This is a genomic window from Rhodanobacter sp. A1T4, from assembly GCF_014207185.1.
Classification (GTDB): domain Bacteria; phylum Pseudomonadota; class Gammaproteobacteria; order Xanthomonadales; family Rhodanobacteraceae; genus Rhodanobacter.
In genome coordinates this window covers 91434-111211 of record NZ_JACHCP010000007.1, presented here as the reverse complement: position 1 = coordinate 111211, position 19778 = coordinate 91434, and the positions used below count along the sequence as shown (strand labels likewise).

The following is a 19778-nucleotide window of genomic DNA, read 5'->3' as shown; positions in this document are numbered from 1 at the left end:
TTTTATTTTTATTCCGTCTGAAAAGGTTTTCGCAGGAAATTAAGCTATCTCTGATTTTCTGGCTGACTACTTTTCCTTGATCTCATTCTCGACACACCCAAGAAAATTTGATTGATAAATCATTAAAAACAATAATTTATATTAAATTTCTAGTCGGCGATCAGCGAAAATTCTTCAAGAGAGCGCAGATTTTCGGACGGGAATAGCAATAACTTGCATATTTCGCAAGTAGATGCGTTTAGATCGATATTATTCATATCGCTTCAGATATCACGGTTGGCGGCTGAATATACGAAGATCTTCGTGGATAATAAAAAGACAATGCTGATTATCTATAGCGTCTTAATTATCCAGGGTGATGAATAACAATCAATTTAGTGTCTACGATGAGTTCATCTGAATAATTAATTGGCATGAGTTAATACCAAAAATTTTGGTCCTTACGTGAAAGCAACGCGATGCTTTGCCGGGGTCTGCAGCAATAAGCGCTGAAGCGGCGGTTTCGATCTGTGGAAGCAACGTGCAACCATGCACGAATGACTAAAGCCGCTGTTCCTCAAGTGACAATCATTGGTGGTGGCCCCGCTGGCCTGATGGCGGCCGAGGCCGCGTGCGCTGCCGGCTTCGCCATTGATCTCTACGACGCTATGGGTTCGGTGGGTCGCAAATTTCTCTTGGCAGGGAAGGGCGGCCTCAACCTGACCCACGTCGAGCCCTTTGCTGACTTTGTCGATCGTTTTGGCACGCGCAAGACAGAGATCACTCGCTGGCTGGACGCATTCAATGCGCAGGCCTTGCGCAACTGGGCGAGCGGTTTGGGCGTGGATACGTTCGTCGGTAGTTCGGGGCGCGTATTTCCTGCAGATCTCAAGGCAGCTCCGCTCTTGCGCCGATGGTTGCGCCGGTTGCGCGAATCCGGTGTCGTGTTTCACATGCATCATCGTTGGCTAGGCTGGCAGGACGATGGCGCACTACGCTTCGCCACCGCACAAGGCGAGCACATCGTCAAAGCGAATACGGTGATATTCGCGCTGGGCGGTGCCAGCTGGCCACAGCTCGGCTCCGACGGTGCGTGGGTAGATTCGATGTCGCAACTAGGTGTCGGAATTGCTCCGCTGCAGCCGGCAAACGGCGGCTTTGAAATTCCCTGGAGTGAGCATCTGATCAGCCGATTCGCCGGCGCGCCACTCAAGCCTGTCGTCGCGCACTGGACTGATCGTCAGGGCACCTCGCATGCGCGGCAGGGCGAATTCGTGCTTACCGAGTACGGTATCGAGGGCAGCCTGATTTACGCGATCGGCGCCGAGCTCCGCGAGCAGATTACCGAACGCGGAGAAGCCGTGCTCATGCTGGATCTGGTGCCGGGCTACGCGCAGGCCCTACTAGCTGAGCGTCTTGCGGCGCCGCGCGGCAAGCACAGCATCGGCGACTGGTTGCGCCGCCGGGCCGGGTTGGATCCTTACAAGAGCGCATTGGTATTCGAATTGACCGCCAAGGCAACGTTGGCCGATCCGGTCGCTTTGGCCGCGCAACTCAAGGCGCTTCCACTTCACCTGCGCAAACCGCGCCCGATGGCCGAGACCATCAGCACGGCCGGCGGCATACGGCTTGAGTCGCTGGATGATGCACTGATGCTTCGTGCGCGGCCCGGCGTGTTCTTTGCTGGCGAAATGCTGGATTGGGAGGCGCCAACGGGCGGCTATCTGCTGACCGCCTGCTTCGCCAGTGGGCTGATCGCCGGTCGCGGAGCCGCCGAATGGATTAAAAGTGGCCGGCCTGGAACGCCGTAATCTGCAGTGCATTCAAGGCGCGGGCTGCTTCACGAGCTTGATCTCGAACAGCTTCGGCCAGCGCTTGCCAGTGACGAAAAGCCGATCGTGTTTCGCGTCGTAGGCGATACCGTTGAGCACATCGTTGACCGGTTCGGGTAGTTGGCTGATATCAAGCAGGCTGGCCAGGTCGAGCCAGCCGGTAACATGGCCGGTTGCCGGATCGATCAGCGCGATCTTGCTGGTGAGCCAGATGTTGGCGTAGATGGTGCCCTTCACCCATTCCAGTTCGTTGAGGTTGGTTACCGGCACGCCGTCGGCGGTCACGGCAATGCTGCCGGTCTGCGCAAGGGTGTCTGGATTGAGGATGCGCAGGATGGACGAGCCGTCGCTCATGTAGAGCTGCTTGCTGTCGCGCGTGAGTGCCCAGCCCTCGCCAGGGTAGGCAAAGGTGCGCTCCAATTTGAACGTGTTGAGGTCATGGACGAAGCCGATCTGGCTTTTCCAGGTCAGCTGCATCAGCTTGCCCTTCCAGTCCACGATGCCCTCGCCGAAATACTGCGGCGGCACGTCGTAACGTTGCAGTACCTTGCCGGTCTGCAGCTCGACCTTGCGCACGGTGGATTCGCCGGCTTCACCGGTGGCCTCGTAAAGAAACCCATCCTTGTAGAACAGGCCCTCGGTATAGGCAGAAATATCGTGTGGATAAACGTGCATGACCTTGTAGCCATAAACCGGTATCGCTGCCCCGGCTTGTGTGCAGCAGGCGAGCATGGCGAAGGCGAGAAGGTAAGTCAGCCGTCGAATCATCGGAATCATTCCGTCGTTTGGTTGGGTGATGATGGTTGGGTGATGGGTATGCCCGCGCTCAAGCCAGCGGGCGCACGCGGAAATTGCGGCCTTTGATCTTGCCGGCGCGCAACCGGTCCAGTGCCTTGGTCGCCAGCGAGCGGCTGATCGCCACGTAGGCGCGGGTGGCGTAGACGTCGATCTTGCCGATGTCTTTCGCGGCAAGGCCCGCGTCGCCGGTGAGTGCGCCGAGGATGTCGCCAGGACGCAGCTTGTCCTGCCTGCCGGCATCGATCACCAGGGTTTTCATCGGTGCCAGATGCAGGGTCTTGCTGCGCTGTGGCGAGACTTTCAGTGGCTTCCACGGTAGCGGCATGCCGTTCAACTCTTCGATATTGTTCGCCTTGGGCCGCTCGCGCGACGCACATAGCGTAATAGCCAGGCCGGATTGCCCGGCGCGGCCAGTGCGGCCGATGCGATGCGTGTGCGTTTCCGGATCGTGTGCGATGTCGTAGCTGATCACCAAAGGCAGCGCCGCGATGTCCAGTCCGCGTGCGGCGACGTCGGTAGCCACCAGCACACTGCAGCTGTGATTGACGAAGCGCACCAGCACTTCGTCGCGGTCGCGTTGTTCCATGTCGCCGTGCAGGGCCAGCGCGGAGAAGCCGCGGCGATCGAGCTCCTGCGCCACGGCGTCGACTTCGCGGCGCATATTGCAGAACACCAGCGCCTGATTGCCCGAAACCTCCGCGGCACGCTCGCCGCTGAGCAGTTGTGCCAACGCGTCCATCTTCTGTGCCGGCTCGACTTCGTGGAAGCGTTGCTCGATCGCGGGCTTCTCATCAGCCGGCGCATCCACGGTCACCTCGACGGGATCGTTCTGCAGCCGCTGGCTGACGGCGCGGATCTCCTGTGGATACGTGGCGGAGAACAGCAGCGTTTGGTGATGCTTGGCGATGCGTCCGACAATGTCGTCGATGGCATCGCTGAAACCCATGTCGAGCATGCGATCGGCCTCGTCCAGCACCAGCACCTTGATGCCGCCGCCGTGCAGGCTGCCCCGCTTGAGGTGCTCCTGCACGCGGCCGGGCGTACCGACCACGATGTGCGGATCGTGGGTGAGCGAGGCCAGCTGCGGGCCCAGCGGCATGCCACCGCACAGGGTCAGCAGCTTCACGTTGGCGATATTGGCGGCCAGCTTGCGGATCGCCTTGCTCACCTGGTCGGCCAGCTCACGCGTCGGGCACAGCACCAGCACCTGCAGCCGGATCGTGTCGGCGTCAAGCGTCTGCAGCAGGCTGAGGCCGAACGCGGCGGTCTTGCCACTGCCGGTTTGTGCCTGCGCGATCACGTCGCGGCCTTCGAGCATCGGCGGCAGGCTCTGCGTCTGCACCGGGGTCATGCTGGTGTATCCCAGTGTCTCAATGCTGGCGAGCAGGGCGGGTTTGAGGGCAAGTGTGCTGAAGGTGGTCATGCGCGCATGATCGCATGACCGCCGCTGCGGCAATCGGCAGCTTGCATCCGTACGCTGGCTCGCCGACCCTGTAGGGCTACTGACATGCGACGAAACCCATGGATATCGTGTTCATCGAAGACCTGCGCATCGATACCGTCATCGGTATCTACGACTGGGAGCGCCGCGTGCGCCAGACGCTGTCATTCGATATCGAGATGGCGTTCGACAACACGCGCCCGGCGGCCAGTGACAATATCGCCGACACGTTGAATTACAAGGAAGTTTCCAAGCGTCTGATCGGTTACGTCGGCGAATCGAGCTTCGGCCTGGTCGAGACGCTGGCCGAACGCTGTGCGGCGATCGTCCGCGAGGAATTCGGCGTCAGCTGGGTGCGCCTGAAACTGTCCAAACCCGGTGCTGTGCGCGGCGCCAAAGCCGTTGGCGTGCGTATCGAACGCGGAGCCAGGCCGGTCTGATGGCGCGGGTCTATCTCAGCCTGGGCTCCAACATGGAGCCGCAGCATTATCTGCGCGCAGCGGTGAATGAACTGCGTCAGCGCTTCGGTAGCTTAACGGTGTCCCCGGCGTATCGAAACAAGGCAGTGGGTTTCAACGGGCCGGAGTTCGTCAATCTGGCGGTGGCGCTGGATACCGATCTGTCACCCACCGATTTGAACGAATGGCTGCATGCGCTGGAAGATCGTCATGGCCGCCGCCGCGACGTGCCGCGCTACGCCGATCGCACGCTTGATCTGGATATCGTCTTCTACGATGACCTGGTCATTGAGGGGCCTGGCCACCTGCAGATACCGCGTAACGAGCTGCAGTTCGCCTTCGTGCTGCGCCCGATCGCGGATATCGCGCCGGATTTTCGGCATCCGGTCAGCGGCCAGCGCATGGCCGATTTGTGGGAAGCGTTTCCAGCCGAGCGCGAGCCGATGAGCGTGGATTCCCTTATGGATATGACGGTGGGTTGAGCAAATCGCTGGATTACCTGGCGGTAAGAAGATCCGTTGTTACTTGCAGAGCCGGGTGCTTGAGGATCTTTTTCGCTCCATTCTTCCGTCACTGTTGACGCATCATGGTGAGGCGCAGCTGCTCGTTCATATTGATAGCATGCGTCCGCCATCCACGTGGATAACCTGCCCGGTCACATAGTGCGCATCGCGTAGCAGCCACAGAGCCGCATTCGCCACATCCTCTGGCGTGCCTGTGCGCTTGAGCGGAGTGCGGGCGAGCAGCGTCTGCTGTTCCTCATCGCTTTTGCCCTCGGCGGGCCACATCACCGCCCCCGGCGCAATACCGTTGACGCGGATATCAGGCCCCAATTCCAGAGCCAGTGAGCGCGTCATCGCCGATAGCGACGCTTTGGCCATGCAATACAAGGTATATCCCGCCAACGGGCGTTCCGCGTAGATGTCCAGCAGGTTGACGATGCCACCTTTCGCTGCCCGCAGCGCCGGTATCGCGGCCTGAGTGAGGAAGAACGGTGCCTGCGCATTGGAGGCGAACAGCTCGTTCCATTGCGCCGGCGTAGCGTTGTCGAGCGGCGTGGCATAAAACGCGGAGGCATTGTTGACCAGCGCATCGAGCCGGCCAAAATGCGCCAGCAGTTTTTCGATCAGCGTTGGCAGCGAGCTAAGATCCGCCAGTTCAGCCGGCAGCAACAGCGTGCTGCCGGCTCGCTGTTGTTCCAGCTCTTTGGCCAGTGCCTGCGCCTCGTTGCTGGAATGGCGATAGTGCAAAGCCAGGTCGTAGCCCGCTGCGTGCAGCATTCGCGCTATCACTGCGCCTAAACGCCGGCTGGAGCCGGTGATCAATGCGACGGGTCGAGGATGTGCTGTCGTCATCTGTTGAACGCCACGCTGGCTGGAAAGGTTCTGGCGCTCATTCTGACGTCGGCTTGCGCGACTTGCCCGCGGCTTTTTTGCTGGCGACCTTGCTGACTTTGTCGGCAGCTTTCGCGATCTTGCGAGCGGCGCCAGCCAGCGCCTTGTCCGTCGCTTTCCTGGCCACCTTTTTTACGGCCTTTTTAACGGCAGTCTTCGCTGCGCTGGTCACGGTCCCAGTCTTCGCCTCGGGCTTCAGCGCAACCGCGTCGATAGCCACGGCAGCGGCGACTTCCGCCTCGTCGGCGATCTCGATGTCGCCGCTGAACAGCGCGATGGCCGTGCTGGCGACTTGCCCGGTGTCGTAATACGCATAGGCGCCAACGCCGAGCGCGCCTACCACCGGCAGCCAGCGCGAAATCCCTTCGCCGATCGTGCGTTGAGTTAGTTTGACGCCGATTTGTTTGGCGACGCGTTGCACGAGGCTGTGCGACATGCGGCGAAATACCAGTCGATCGCCCATGCGCACGACGAGATCACGAAATGCCTGTGCGGCCGTATGCCGGAACAGGCACCACAGCATCTGTTCGCGGCCGAGCGAGGCATGGCGTCCGTAGGCAGCGGCAATATCACTGACCATCTGACCCTGGATTTTCCAGATCAGCGTCAGCTCCGGCAGCAGCGTCAGCCAGCCCAGCGGGCCGGGCGGCAGTGCCAGCGAACCGGCGGTGAGCGCCGCCCGCTGTGCCGCACGATTGCCGATGCGACGCGCCTCCGCTTCGGGATTCGTACTGCTGTCGACCTTGCTGTTTGGTACCCGACTGACGAAGTCGAGGATGGCCTGCGTCACCTTGTTGTGTTCCACCGGTGCGATGACGGCGGGGACGTTTTTGCTGCTCTTGGTCATGCATGGCTCCCGAGCGACTGATTTATCAGCTTACGCAATGAATGCGTCGGCCGATCTGCGGATATGCAACACCAGTCTAGGCAAATGAAGTGAAGCTCGACTCAATGGCCAGCATGCACCATCCGCATGGGGTGCATCAGTGTCGAATGCGTGCTGATGAATTTCTCGAGGGCATGACTTATGGGGCATACGTCGTGCACGGGCAAGTAGTAATGTTATAACATTACATGCACGCTGCTTTCCCACATCCCCGATGGACGTCCTGATGAAACTCTCCCTGCTTGCTCTGAGCCTTGCCGTTGCCCTGGGCACCGTGCCCGTCCATGCAACCGATACCGCTTCCGCAACGACAGATGCCGCCACTAGCGACACCACGGCATCGGACGGTACGGCAGCCGACCGCGTGACCCGCAATAAGCAGCTGAAAGACGCGAAAAATCTGGGCACCATCGACGTGACGGCCGCACTGGATCAGGCGCGCAATTCGCTGTCGCCGGATACCGGCAGCAGCCAATATGTGATCGACCAGAAGACGATCCAGGCGTTGCCGCTGGGTGATTCCACGCCGATGAACCAAGTGCTGCTGCAGGCACCCGGCGTGGTTCAGGATTCCTATGGTCAGCTGCATGTTCGTGGTGACCACGCCAACCTGCAATACCGCATCAATGGCGTGATGATTCCCGAGTCGATCTCCGGTTTTGGCCAGACTCTGGACACACAGACCGTTCAGAGCGTGAAGCTGCTCGATGGTGCGTTGCCGGCGCAGTACGGCGAACGCACTGCCGCCGTCGTGGATATCACGACCAAGAGCGGTAGCGATCTCGGCAACGGCGGCAGTGTGGGTATCACCGGTGGTTCCTATGGCACGGTCAATCCCAACGCGTCGCTGTGGGGCAATAGCGGCAACTGGAGCTATTTCTTCACCGGCAACTATCTCAAGAACAACGTCGGCATCGAAAACCCGACGGCGAGCAAAACACCGATTCACGATCACACCAACCAGGTGAAGGCGTTTGGCGATGTCACCTATCTGATCAATAACGATACGCGTCTGAGCTTCCTGTTCGGCGTCTCCAACAACCGCTTCCAGATTCCCAACAACCCGGGCCAGACGCCGCAGTTCGGCTATCTGGATACGGTCAATTTCAACTCCGCCAACTTGAACGAACAGCAGGACGAACAGACCCGCTTCGGCGTGCTGGCGTTGCAGGGCAAGTTGGGCGATACCGCCTATCAGATCTCAGCGGGTGTGCGTTACAGCGGTCTGCAATATTATCCGGATGACATTGGCGATCTGATGTTCAATGGCGTTGCCGGACAGATCAACCAGGGCGATCATGCGAAGACGCTGCAGGCCGATTTCGCCATGCCGTGGGGCGATAACCACACGCTGCGCTACGGCCTCTACGGTGAGTTCGACCAGGCCTATACCAATACCAATTCGCTGGTGTTTCCGGCCAATCCGGATGGCTCACAGGCCAGCACGGTACCGTTCAACATCTTCACCGGCAGCAACATCACCGCCAAAACCTGGGCGGCCTATGTGCAGGATGAATGGAGTATCGGCGACAACTGGACGCTGAACTACGGTCTGCGCGGCGACCAATACGAGGCGTTCCGCACCGAGAGCCAATTGAGCCCGCGCCTGGGTATGGTCTGGCAGGCCACCGGCAGCACCACCGTGCATGCCGGCTACTCCCGTTATTTCACGCCGCCGCAAACCGAGCTGATCTCGTCCTCGAATATTGATGCATTTGCCAACACCACCAATGCGGTCAAGAACTACGGCAATAACACTCCGCTGGCGGAGCGCTCAGACTACTTCGATCTAGGTGTCTCGCAGACCATCGGTTCAGCCTGGACCGTGGGTCTGGATGCATACGACCGCAAGGTCAAACGGCTGCAGGACGAAGGCCAGTTCGGTACCGCGCTGATCTATTCCACCTTCAACTACGCGCAGGGTCGCGTGCGTGGCACCGAATTCAGCCTCACGTACAACCAGGGGCCGGTGTCGGCGTACTTCAACTTCGCCTACAACCGTGCGATGGGCAAGGACGTGATCACCAGCCAGTACAATTTCTCACCGGTCGATCTGGCCTATATCGCCGATAACTACATCCATCTCGATCACGACCAGAAAGAGACGTCCTCTGGTGGTATCAGTTACGCCATCAGCGATACCACCAAGGTGGGTGCCGACTACCTCTTCGGCAGTGGCTTGCGTGAGGACGGCCTCACGCCGAACGGTCTCTCGCTGCCGTACTACTTTCAGCTAAACGCCAATGTGTCGCACGATTTCAACTTCGCCGGTTTTGGCAAACTGCATACGCAGCTGGCACTGATCAATGCGCTGGATCGCACGTATGAATTGCGCAGTGGTACCGGCGTTGGCGTGGGCGCACCGCAGTACGGTCCGCGTCGTGGTCTGTTCCTGAACCTGCAGAAGAATTTCTGAGCGAGTTCACGGTTCGGGTTTTTCATCCGTCAGGGATGACGAACCCGAATCGATGGTTGTTTGGGAACGGCTGACACGGGTGCATCGGCTATCCTTGCGCCTGGCCAACGACACAACTCCGCATGCATACCCGACTTCCCGAGCCCAACGCGGACGAACGCGCGCATTCCGATCAGTTGCTGCTTCGGCTGCGTGAAGAGATTGCAGCGCACGGTCCGATGCCGTTCTCGCAATACATGCATCGCTGCCTGTATACGCCGGGGCTCGGCTACTACAGCGCGGGCAAGGCCAAGTTCGGTGCAGCGGGTGATTTTGTCACGGCGCCGGAGCTGGGCGGGCTATTTGCACGCTGCGTGGTGAATGCTGTGCAGCCGCTCCTCGCTGCGCTGGGCGACGAGGCCGATTTCCTGGAGCTGGGCGGGGGCAGTGGCGTATTCGCCGAGGTGGCGCTGAAGGGATTGGCGGCGAGTGGAACCATGCCGCGTTATTACCTGATACTCGAACCCAGTGCCGATCTGCGTGAGCGTCAGCGCCTCCATCTCGCCGCTAGTCTCCCAGCCGAACTCAACGCGCGCGTGCAGTGGCTCGATGGGCCACCCGAAGCCGACTGGCGCGGCGTGCTGTTCGCCAATGAGGTGATCGACGCACTGCCGACCACGCGATTCACGGTGCAGGGTGGTGAAATCTACGAGGAGCACATCACGCTTGATGGTAACGGCCATCTGCAACGTACCGACCGTCCGGCGGATGCGCTGGTCTCCGGCGCCGTGCGCCACGTCGAGCGTGATCTGGGCACGACGTTTGCCGATGGTTATCGCTCGGAATTATTGCCGCAGCTGCCGTACTGGATTCAGGCGATTGCCGGTTCGCTCACCGCTGGCGTGATGCTTTTCATCGACTACGGCTACGTGCGCCGCGAGTTCTATCTGCCCGAGCGCGACGATGGCACGCTGATGGCTCACTATCGCCATCGCGCGCACAACGATCCGTTGCATTTGCCCGGCCTCAACGACCTCACCGCCTCGGTCGATTTTACCGCGCTGGCCGAGGCCGGCAAAAGCGCGGGTTTTGATCTGGCCGTCTATCTGCCGCAGGCGCAGTTCCTGATCGGTGCCGGTCTGCAGGATGTCTTCCAGTCCATGCAGGCCGAGGTCATGGATGAGCACGGCGGCTATCAACTGGCGCAGCAGGTAAAGCGACTCATGCTGCCGGATCAGATGGGCGAACGCTTTCAGGCGATGCTGTTCGCCCGTGGCATCGACGCACTATCGCTGCCCGATGACTTGCTCACTGCCGATCAGCGCGGGCGACTCTAGGCTGCGGTTTCATCTCAGTACGCGTGTTGTTCAGTACGCCTGTTGTCGCCAGACATCGGCGACCATCATCCAGGGATGAAAGACAAAACGCAGCGTATGATTGCCGGCCGGAACGCAGACGGCGCGGAACATGTCGTTGACGCAATGGATAGGCAGAGGCGCACCGTCGGCATCTGCCACCCACCCGGGGAATCCAGTTCACTTGTCGCAGGGTACTTCGTAGCGTTTACGTGCCGGGCGAAACCTTGCCGGCGCTGGTCGCTGGTGCTGGCGCATCAGTCGGTTTGGCGGGCACGGGCGGCGGAACCGGCAGCGGCGTTACCGGTGTCGAATCCGATGGACGATGCACCAGCTGGCCGCGGCGGAACTGTTCGCTGGCCACCTGGTAATACGACACCGCTTGGTCAATCAGCGTCTGGTTCTGCGGGTTGATCGGCGTGGCGTCACCGGTGGCGTAGTCCGGCTTGAACTGCTCCAGCTTGCGCTGCGGCTCCAGCACGGTGAGCGCATCGTCACGCAGATAGCCGAGTTTTTCGTAGGTACCCGGTAGCGCGTGGCCCTGTTTCGGCGGCAACTGGAACACGTCCTGGCCGAAGAAGCGTGTGCGGTAGCTGAAGTTGAGCATGCCCAGCAGGGTCGGCGGAATATCCAGCTGGCCCATCACCTGTTCCACGCGCTGCGGCGGGAAATTTTTCGGTGAATAGATCCACAGTGGGATGTGATAGTGGTTGATCGGCAGCGTGGTCTTGCCGGCGCTGGAGGCGCAGTGGTCGGCGGTGATCACGAACACGGTGTTGTCGAAGTACGGCTTGCTTCGCGCGCGCTCGATGAAGTCCTTGATCGACCAGTCGGTGTACGCCACCGAACCTGGGCGGGACGGTGCGATCTGCTTCACCCGGCCGGCCGGGTAGGTGTAAGGCCGGTGGTTGGAGGTGGTCATGATGTGCAGGAAAAACGGCTTGCCATCGTTGTGGATGTCGTCCATCTGCTGCAGCGCCAGCGTATAGAGATCTTCATCCGACACGCCCCACACGTTCTGGCTGTGGATCGGCGCATCCTTCGGAATGTCACCGCGGTCGACCGTGCGGTAGCCGTTGTGGCTGAAGAAATAATTCATGTTGTCGAAGTAGCCATAGCCACCGTAGACAAAGTCCGACTGATAACCGCGATCGTTGAAGATGTCGGCCAGCGAGAAGAGATTCTCGTTGTGGTGCTCGCGGATCAACGAATCGCCGGGCGTCGGCGGCACCGATAGCGCCAGCGCTTCCAGCCCGCGCACGGTGCGCGTGCCATTGGCGTAGAGGTTATCGAAGAAAACACTTTGGCCAACCAACGAATCCAGGTATGGCGTGAGGTTTTCCTTGTTCCCGAAGGTGCCCAGGTAATCGCCGGACAGGCTCTCCACGCTGATCAGCACCACGTTGAGATGCTTCTCCGCGCCAATATGGCTGATGGCGCGGGTGAGGTCCTGCGGATCGTCACTGAGGTAGGTGGCGTCCGGCGTCTTCAACTGCTCACGCAGGATGCTGAAGGCCTTGTCATCGGGCAGGGTGCGATAGAACTTGGCGTAATCCAGGTGCGAGCTACGAAACGCTGCAAAGAACTGGTAGATGCCATTGCCGGCCAGCTCGTTGACGTAGCTGTTGGCGGTGCGGTCCTTCATGCTGCCGTTGACCGCGAACAGTGACACGACGGTAAGCACCAGCCACAGCAGCGCCACACTGCCGCGCTGCCAGAAGCGGCTGCCATCGTCGCGGGTGCGCAGGCCACGGCGGCTCAGCGCAAACACCACCAGTGTGCCGATCACCAGCAGCCCGAGCCAGGTGAAGATCGGATATGACTCGCGGATATTGCCGATCACTTCGGTGGTGTAGACCAGATAATCCACCGCGATGAAATTGAAGCGGACGCTGAACTCGTTCCAGAACACCAGCTCGCACGCTGCCACGAAAAACAGCCCGTAGAGCAGGACCAGGCCCATCAGGTACATCGCCCACTGGCCGCTGCGTGCTGAGTAAGCGAGCGCCGGCATCGGCAGGAAAAACAGGAACAGAATCACCAGCGGCCACGACTCGTGCACGTGCACGTGCCAGCACAGGAACACCAGACCTAGGCAGGCGGCATACAGCAGCGCCATGCCGAGCAGATACAGCAGCCACTGCCCCAAACCGGAAATTCGCGCGCGCCGGGCCGGCACCAGCCACAGGAACAGCACCATCGGCCACGCCACGTAGATAAACGTGATCAGGTCATAGCCCAGGCCGACGCCGAAGCTGTAAAGCAGGTTGAGTGGGCTGTGCGAGACATCTGCGCCCGACATCACCAGCAACGCCACACGCGTCACCAGCGCAATCGCGATAAAGGTGATCGCCAGCCAAAGCAGGGGGCGGAAACGCTGCCGCATGGGTGAGACCGTGGTTAAAACTCGCGACACGGGCAACTCCGGGAAAGGATATCAGGGGATATGTCGGTCAACGCTCGATTAACGGCGCTATCTATCCGGACTTTATACAACGTGAGGGCTTTACGAATGTTTAGTTTTCACTAGTGCGATCGCCTCGACGCGAGCGGCATTCATCGCTTCGCCGATGGCCGGGCCGACAAGTCCCTGTTCGACAAACGCCGCGGCATCGACGGATGCGGCGGCAGCACGTGCTTCGCGCAGGTAATCGGCTTGCGGATAGGCATCACTTTCATGGCCTAGCCTGCCGCGTTTGTCCGCTTCGCAGGCCGCAAGAAAAAGCTCCAGCCGCACAGGACGACGCAGTGCATCCAGCGCGCTCAGCAGCTTCAGCACCGTGGCCGGCTTCAGCTCGAACGCACGATGCGCGTTCAAATGCTCGCGGCAGACCTGCTCGGCCAGCGCCGCGTGTTCGGTGGGTACCTTCAAGCGTTCGGCCAGCGCTCGCAGTGGCGCTACACCGCGATGCTCATGGCCGACATGTCGCGGCAGCTCATCCACCGGCGTCAACGCCTTGCCGAGATCGTGCACCAGCGCGCAGAAGCCGACGATGTCGTTACCTGGTGCAAGCCGCGCTGCGGCATCCAGCACCATTTCCAGATGCACGCCGGTATCGATTTCGGGATGGAACTCAGCGCGCTGCGGCACGCCATATAGCGCGTCGATTTCAGGAAACAGCACGGCCAGCGCGCCACAATCGCGCAGCACGCGCACGAAGGCGGAGGGCTGCGGTTCGGTCAGTGCCTTGCGCGTTTCCGCCCATACACGCTCCGGCACCAGATGATCCACCTCGCCATCGCGCACCATCCGCTGCATCAGTGCCATCGTCTCGTCAGCCACGGTGAAACCCAGCGGTGCGAAGCGCGCGGCAAAGCGCGCCACGCGCAGCACGCGTACCGGGTCTTCGACAAAAGCATCGGAAACATGCCGCAGCACGCGTGCCTCGATATCGCGCACGCCGTGGTATGGATCGGTGAGCGTGCCGTGCTCGTCCTGCGCAATGGCATTGATGGTCAGGTCGCGGCGGGCCAGATCCTGCTCCAGGGTCACCGTCGCATCGGCTTGGAACACGAAGCCATGATAACCACGGCCGGTCTTGCGCTCGGTCCGCGCCAGCGCATATTCCTCACCGCTGCGCGGGTGCAGGAACACCGGAAAATCCTTGCCCACCGGTTTGTAACCCAGCGCCAGCAATTCATCCGGCATTGCTCCAACGACGACGTGATCGCGATCGACCACCGGCCGTCCGAGCAGGTCGTCACGGACTGCGCCACCCACTAGATAGATTTGCATGAAAGATTATTTGCCACGCGTGTGTGTCTTGTCCGAAGAGACAGAAGTAGGTTGGGATGAGCGCCAGCGAATCCCAACATCCCGGCCGGTACAACGTTGGGATTCGCTGGCGCTCATCCCAACCTACACGGCTATCTAAAGCTTCGTAGGTAATGGCCCCAGGGCGCAAATGATTCGTAGCTTGATGAATCGAATGCCGAGTTTGGCCGTTTCGTTTGATTGAAGCAGTCTTGAGCAGCGCTGCATGCATTTATCCGAGATGCTCGTGAATGATTTTGCTGAATCTACCGCCGTGCTGCACGCGCCTCATTCAACCGGTTTTGCAGTGGCGAGCCATGAATCAGCCGCGGCAGCCATGGCGTGAACGGTTGCGGCACGATGCCTAATGCCGCATAGCCGTCGGTCTTGCCGACGGAGTCGGTGCGCAGCGAGAGGAAGTTGTCGAGCGAGAAGGGCTTGCCGGGCAGGAGGCCAGCGACCTGGGCCTGCAGGCGGCCGAGGCTGTCGGGTAGCGCGATGATGGTGCGCTTGAGGCCGGCCGCGTCGCTGATCTTGCGCACGATCTCGGCCAACGTGAGTACCTCGGGGCCGTAGAGTTCGAAGCTGCTGCGTTTACCCAGCTTGTCGCTGGCCACGCAGCGAGCGATGGCTTCGGCCACATCACCGACATAGGTCGGCGCCATCCGCGATTTGGCCCGCGCCAGCGGAAATACGGGCAGCTTTTTCAGCAGCGCGGCGAAGCGGCTGACCAACCCATCGCCGGGGCCGAAGATTACGCTGGGCTGGTAGATCGTCCATTCGAGCGACGAGGCCTTGACCAGCGACTCGGCTTCGCCGCGCGTCTTCAGGTATTGCGACAGCCCCTGGCCCGCCTTCAGCGAACTCATCTGATGCAGGCGTTTGACGCCGCTGGCATGGCAAGCGGCGATCACGCGTTTGGTCAGCTCCACATGTGCGCGCTGGAAGCTGTGCGGGCCACTGGCGTTGAGGATGCCGATGAGATTGATCACCGCGTCGGCGTCGGCGAATTCCTTGCGCAATACGTCGTCGCTATAGACATCGGCGCTGCGGATGGTGACCTGCGGCAGGACACCGAGCGCGCGGTTCTGTTCGCGGTTGCGACTGAGCATCACGATGTGATGGCCGTCGGCGGCCAGCCGCGGCACGAGATGACTGCCTACAAATCCGGTGCCGCCAAGGATGACGATTTTCTGTGCGGCCATGGTAATCAATCCTGCTTCGTACAACGGCTGGTGAGTATGGCGCTTCAGGGTGACGAGCCGGGCGTCGATGATGACGTCGCTGGTGTGATGGCAGGCATCGGGGTTGGAATGCTTTCCGGCTTGTTGACCACCGCGCTGGCAGGGCAGTCGATCGTGCGCTTCACGGTCATGGCGTTCGGCAGTTCGTAGGTTTGCCCAATCGGGCGCATGCGTGTGGTCAGGGGCACCGCCTTGCCGTTGAGGCGCCAGTCGTAGATCACGCTGAAAGCCATCACGCGTGCTACGTATTCGCGTGTTTCCTTGTACGGCATGCTGGCGACAAACAGATCCGGCGCCAACGTGCCGCGGGCGGCCAGCCACTGGTCGACCTTGTTGGGTCCGGCGTTGTAAGCGGCACTGCCAAGCCATGGTGAACCGTTGTAACGGCTGGCGAGCTGAGCGAGATAGCGAGTACCCAGTGTGATGTTGACCGCGGGGTCGTACAGCGTGTCGCCACCATCCCAGTTGAGCCCGTTGCTGCGCGCCACGAGAGCGGCAGTGGCGGGCACCAGTTGCATCAGGCCGCGGGCGTCGGCGCCCGAGTGCGCGTCGATCATCCATGCGCTTTCAGCGCGCAGGATGCCGTAGGCCCACGCGGGCTCGATCCCGGCCTGTTGGGCCTGTGTGACCACACCATCCTGATTGGCCAGTGGGAAGCGCAGATCGTACATACGCAGTGCGTCGCCGCTGGTCAGCGTGAATACGGCGCGGTCGTACCAGCCGCGTTGGTTGGCAAGATCGGCAGCCAGTCGCTGCGTGGTCTGGTCGTCGCCCTGCAGCGCGCGGTTCCATTCGCGTCTGGCAAGCTTCGGCAAGTTGACGGCGTAAAGTTCGAACGCGCGTAGCAATCCTGGTCGGTTCAGCAGCTCCTGCTCGCGTTGCGGATCGTCGGCCAGCTGCAGCGGGCAGATCGCATAGGGCTGATCGAGCTTGTCGGCGGCCAGAAAGCCGAAGAAGGTTGCTTCCTTGGCGAGCGTGGCGAAAACTGGCTGCGCCTCGTCACTGCGATTGAGCGCGGTCAGCGCGCGCGCGCGGAAGTAGCGCCACTCGCCGTCCAGTTTCTGAGTGTCGCTCATGGCCGCAATCGCGGCGAGCACCGCGCTCCAGTCCTGCTCGGCCAGCGCAATGCGCGCGCGCCATTCGCGCGTGCTGTCGCTCTGCGCGGCGGCGGGTAGGTCGATCAGGCGCGTCAGCGCGTTCTCGTCGAAATCAGTGGCGTGGAACAGCGCCAGCGTACGGAGGATCTGATCTCGCTGCGATTCGCTGAAGGCGAAATGAGTTTGCAGGTTCTGCCACGCGGTGTCGGCGCTATCGGACTGGCGCCGGGCCAGCCGCGTGAGCGCCAGCGTAGCCGCCTGCCGCGCGCGCGCGGTATCGGGCCAGCTGGCGGCGGCGGCGGCGGCGGACGATGGGTCACGCAAGGCCAATGCCAGCTGTTTCGCGGTGGCTTTGTCTTCCGACGGCAGCCAGCCGGCGAGCTTGCTGATAGTGTTTGCCTGGCCGGCGTCAGCCGCACGGTCGATGCGCGACCACAGTCGTGTACTGGTCAGCAGGCCCTGGTCGCGCGCGGCACTGAATACCGGATCGCAGGCATCGGGCAGGCTGGCCTTGCTCCACAGGTCAGAGAGATCCCGATTGAAATCCAGCGTCGTGCCGCGAGACAGTTTCGCTTGCAGCGCATCGCAGCTCAGTGCATCGCCGAGGTCCGGCTGATAGAGCACGAGGAAACCGTTCCAGTCCTGCCGGCGCGCCAGTTCTAGCAGAAAATCGCGGCGTAGATCGATTGCGGGAATCCAGTCCGGATACTGTTTGATATATGACTGTACCGTAGCGAGGTCGGTCTGCTTGAGGTCGTGCTCAAGTGCGGCAGCCTGCAGATACGGATACAACGGGTAATCGCGCAGGCCGCTGGCCTGCGAACGCCAGCCATCGCCACCTTGCTGCTGGGCGGTGGCATAAGCCTGTTTGAATGCGGCTCGCTGCGCGTCGATCGACTCGTCAGCGTGGACCACGGGTGCGGCAAAGAAGCCGGCGAGGGTCAGCAACAAACCCGGGAGCAAAGCACGCCGTAGCGTTGTGGAGACGAACATGGCAACTCCTGCGATCGTTCGGCCGCCAGTGTAGTGGATGGCCTAACGGTGCATGACGGCGTGGTTCATGAATGTCCATCCACCGAGGTGACGTCGTCAACGGAGGGTTGGCATCGGCCTGCTAAACTGACCCGCTTACGACTTGAACACAAGCAGGATCGGCATGCTTCCAGCGCCATCGCCAACGCATCGCCGACACGCAATCACCTGGCTGTTGCTGGGGCTGTTGGCAATTTCAGGCGCTTGGTGGTGGTGGGCGATAGGTCGGCCGGTCGCGCTGCCTGATGCACCATCGGCACGCATTGCCTGCGTCTCGTATGCGCCGTTTCGTCTGGCGGGTGAATCGCCGCTCGATCCGCATGCTTTCATCAGCCCGCAGCGTATCGATGCCGACCTTCGGGCGTTGTCGCAGCGTTTCGACTGCGTGCGCACGTATTCGCAGGGGCAGGGCCTTAGCGCCGTGCCTGAGATTGCCAAGCGCTATGGTTTGAAGGTGCTGATGGGCATCTGGCTGAGCAGGGATCCCAAGCTGAACGAGCAACAGATCCAGCTTGGCATTCAAGCTGCTCAGGCCAATCCGCAGGTGCTGCGCGGAGTGATTGTCGGCAACGAAGTGCTGTTGCGCGGTGAATTGTCCTCAACGCAAATAGCTGGCTATCTGCGGGAGGTGAAGACGGCGGTGAGCGTGCCGGTGACCTATGCGGACGTGTGGGAATTTTGGCTGCGGCATCCCGAACTGGCCACGTCGGTGGACTACCTCACCATCCACATTTTGCCTTACTGGGAGGATCGGCCGGTGTCCCCGGAGCGCGCAGTACAGCATGTCGCCGACGTCTACGCGAAGGTGCAGCACGCGTTTCCCGGGCGCCGCGTGATGATCGGTGAGACCGGCTGGCCCAGCGAAGGGCGGCCGCGTCAGGCGGCCGATGCCAGCCTGGTCAACGAAGCGCGCTATCTGCGCGAATTTCTGCGCTACGCGGCGACTGTGCAGATGCCATACAACGTCATCGAGGCGTTCGACCAGCCGTGGAAGCGCGCGCAGGAAGGCACCGCTGGCGGTTACTGGGGCATCTTCGACGTACACGCCAAACCAAAGTTTGCGATGCAGGGTCCGCTTGTCGAAGAGCCGCATTGGGCGTTCGGCTGGCTGGCCGGCGTGGCCGGTGCCCTGGTGTTTGCCATCGTCGGCTGCTGGCGCCGATGCTGGAGCGGTATGCGCGGTTGGCTCGCGCTGTTGCTGCTGGGATTCGCCAGCGGCTGCGCGCTAGCCTGGCAGTCGCGGCAGATGTGGTTCGCCTGCCGTGATGTATGGGAGTGGACGCTGTCGATCACAGCCTGTGTGCTGGCGCTGTTGACGGCGCTGGCGTTGGCTCGCTGGGTTGCCGCGCGTTTGGCGGGTATCACTGAGCTGGCCTGGCCATCCGTATGGCTGCGGTTTGGATGGCTATTTGGTTTGGCGTATTTCGGGTTGCTGATGGTGTTTGATGGCCGCTACCGTGATTTTCCGCTAGGCCTGTTCGAGCTACCGTGTATCGGCTACGCGCTGGTGGCGTTGCTGTCCGGCCGATACGAGGTCCGAATGCCGCTGATCGAGGAACGTTTCCTTGCGGCCTGTCTGCCTGCGCTTGCTGCCATGGTGGTGTTGCAGGAAGCGGGGCTGACACCGGTGGCATGGGTGTGGCTTTTGCTCAACGCCGCAATGGGTGCGCCGGTGCTACTCAGCTGGCGACAGGCGCGGCAAGAGCTGCGCCTGAATCCGCAGCAAGCGTAGGCAGCCAATCAGCAACGCCAGCGCGCCGGCTTCAAAGCAGTACATTTCCAGCGCGAACGCACCCAGTGCCGCGGCCAGCCAAGCCGCCCACGGATGTTTCCAGATCAGTGACAGCGCGGCGGCGATCAGTGCGGCGATGCCATAGCCGTTGCCCAGAAAACCCAGCACCACCCATTGCCGTACGTTGCACCATGCCGGGCCTTTGCCGCTCTCGCACAGCTGCACGATGGCGCTGGGTTCGACCAAGCCATAGCGCAGCACCGCCGCGAGCAGTCCGACGGCGATCAGCAGCAGCCAGGGCAATGCTTTTCGCGACCACCCTATCGGGTTCGATTCAGATGTCATGCGTCAAAGCTCATGCGGGTTCTTTCGTGGGTTCGT

General features: G+C 61.2%; 16 protein-coding genes. 6 read left to right on the top strand and 10 right to left on the bottom strand.

Annotation, left to right across the window (positions count from 1 at the left end; translation table 11 throughout):
* Positions 1-536 precede the first annotated feature (536 nt).
* Entirely contained in the window at positions 537-1790 is a 1254-nt protein-coding gene (locus HDE80_RS15410) for a TIGR03862 family flavoprotein (RefSeq protein ID WP_184672352.1), read from the top strand.
* Positions 1791-1802: 12 nt separating this feature from the next.
* Here the strand turns inward: HDE80_RS15410 and HDE80_RS15405 are convergent, their stop codons facing one another.
* A complete protein-coding gene (locus HDE80_RS15405) occupies positions 1803-2579 on the bottom strand; it encodes a glutaminyl-peptide cyclotransferase (protein WP_184672350.1) in 777 nt (258 codons plus the stop codon).
* A gap of 58 nt (positions 2580-2637) precedes the next feature.
* Positions 2638-4032 (bottom strand): ATP-dependent RNA helicase DbpA, encoded by a 1395-nt coding sequence (dbpA, locus tag HDE80_RS15400; RefSeq protein ID WP_184672348.1) that lies wholly within the window; start codon positions 4030-4032, stop codon positions 2638-2640.
* Positions 4033-4130: 98 nt separating this feature from the next.
* On the opposite strand from dbpA, the gene folB reads away from it, so the two are divergent.
* Positions 4131-4490: a dihydroneopterin aldolase gene (gene folB / locus HDE80_RS15395; RefSeq protein WP_184672346.1), complete on the top strand. Its 360-nt coding sequence runs from the start codon at positions 4131-4133 to the stop codon at positions 4488-4490.
* Positions 4490-4990, top strand: a complete 501-nt coding sequence (gene folK, locus HDE80_RS15390) for a 2-amino-4-hydroxy-6-hydroxymethyldihydropteridine diphosphokinase (RefSeq protein ID WP_184672344.1) — start codon at positions 4490-4492, stop codon at positions 4988-4990. Before folB ends, folK begins: the two co-directional genes overlap by 1 nt.
* 126 nt (positions 4991-5116) lie before the next feature.
* Here folK and HDE80_RS15385 read toward each other — a convergent pair whose 3' ends face one another.
* Positions 5117-5863, bottom strand: a complete 747-nt coding sequence (locus HDE80_RS15385) for a pteridine reductase (protein WP_184672342.1) — start codon at positions 5861-5863, stop codon at positions 5117-5119.
* 37 nt (positions 5864-5900) lie between these two features.
* The gene (locus HDE80_RS15380; protein WP_184672340.1) at positions 5901-6749 is read right to left on the bottom strand and encodes a hypothetical protein; all 849 of its coding nucleotides are present in this window, start codon (positions 6747-6749) and stop codon (positions 5901-5903) included.
* Positions 6750-7014: 265 nt separating this feature from the next.
* On the opposite strand from HDE80_RS15380, the gene HDE80_RS15375 reads away from it, so the two are divergent.
* Together HDE80_RS15375 and HDE80_RS15370 are read left to right on the top strand one after the other, a co-directional pair.
* Positions 7015-9204: a TonB-dependent receptor gene (locus HDE80_RS15375; protein WP_184602687.1), complete on the top strand. Its 2190-nt coding sequence runs from the start codon at positions 7015-7017 to the stop codon at positions 9202-9204.
* Positions 9205-9326: 122 nt separating this feature from the next.
* Positions 9327-10520 carry an SAM-dependent methyltransferase gene (locus tag HDE80_RS15370; protein WP_184672338.1) on the top strand — a complete coding sequence of 398 codons (1194 nt, stop codon included), beginning with the start codon at positions 9327-9329 and terminating at the stop codon, positions 10518-10520.
* Between the two features lie 30 nt (positions 10521-10550).
* Here HDE80_RS15370 and HDE80_RS15365 read toward each other — a convergent pair whose 3' ends face one another.
* The 5 genes from HDE80_RS15365 to HDE80_RS15345 form a co-directional block, all read right to left on the bottom strand.
* Complete coding sequence (locus HDE80_RS15365; protein WP_184672337.1) at positions 10551-10700, bottom strand: hypothetical protein; 150 nt, start codon at positions 10698-10700, stop codon at positions 10551-10553.
* A gap of 46 nt (positions 10701-10746) precedes the next feature.
* Positions 10747-12924, bottom strand: a complete 2178-nt coding sequence (locus HDE80_RS15360) for an LTA synthase family protein (protein ID WP_184672613.1) — start codon at positions 12922-12924, stop codon at positions 10747-10749.
* 120 nt (positions 12925-13044) lie between these two features.
* Positions 13045-14274 carry a multifunctional CCA addition/repair protein gene (locus HDE80_RS15355; protein ID WP_184672335.1) on the bottom strand — a complete coding sequence of 410 codons (1230 nt, stop codon included), beginning with the start codon at positions 14272-14274 and terminating at the stop codon, positions 13045-13047.
* A 284-nt stretch (positions 14275-14558) separates the two neighbouring features.
* Positions 14559-15497 carry a complex I NDUFA9 subunit family protein gene (locus tag HDE80_RS15350; protein ID WP_184672333.1) on the bottom strand — a complete coding sequence of 313 codons (939 nt, stop codon included), beginning with the start codon at positions 15495-15497 and terminating at the stop codon, positions 14559-14561.
* Positions 15498-15541: 44 nt separating this feature from the next.
* On the bottom strand, positions 15542-17626 hold the full coding sequence (locus HDE80_RS15345; RefSeq protein WP_184672331.1) for a transglycosylase SLT domain-containing protein: 2085 nt from the start codon (positions 17624-17626) through the stop codon (positions 15542-15544).
* 163 nt (positions 17627-17789) lie between these two features.
* Between HDE80_RS15345 and HDE80_RS15340 the strand changes: the two genes are divergently transcribed.
* The gene (locus tag HDE80_RS15340; protein WP_184672329.1) at positions 17790-19397 is read left to right on the top strand and encodes a glycoside hydrolase family 17; all 1608 of its coding nucleotides are present in this window, start codon (positions 17790-17792) and stop codon (positions 19395-19397) included.
* Here HDE80_RS15340 and HDE80_RS15335 read toward each other — a convergent pair.
* Positions 19341-19742 (bottom strand): hypothetical protein, encoded by a 402-nt coding sequence (locus tag HDE80_RS15335; RefSeq protein WP_184672327.1) that lies wholly within the window; start codon positions 19740-19742, stop codon positions 19341-19343. The two genes, HDE80_RS15340 and HDE80_RS15335, sit on opposite strands and share 57 nt — an antisense overlap.
* Between the last annotated feature and the right edge of the window lie 36 nt (positions 19743-19778).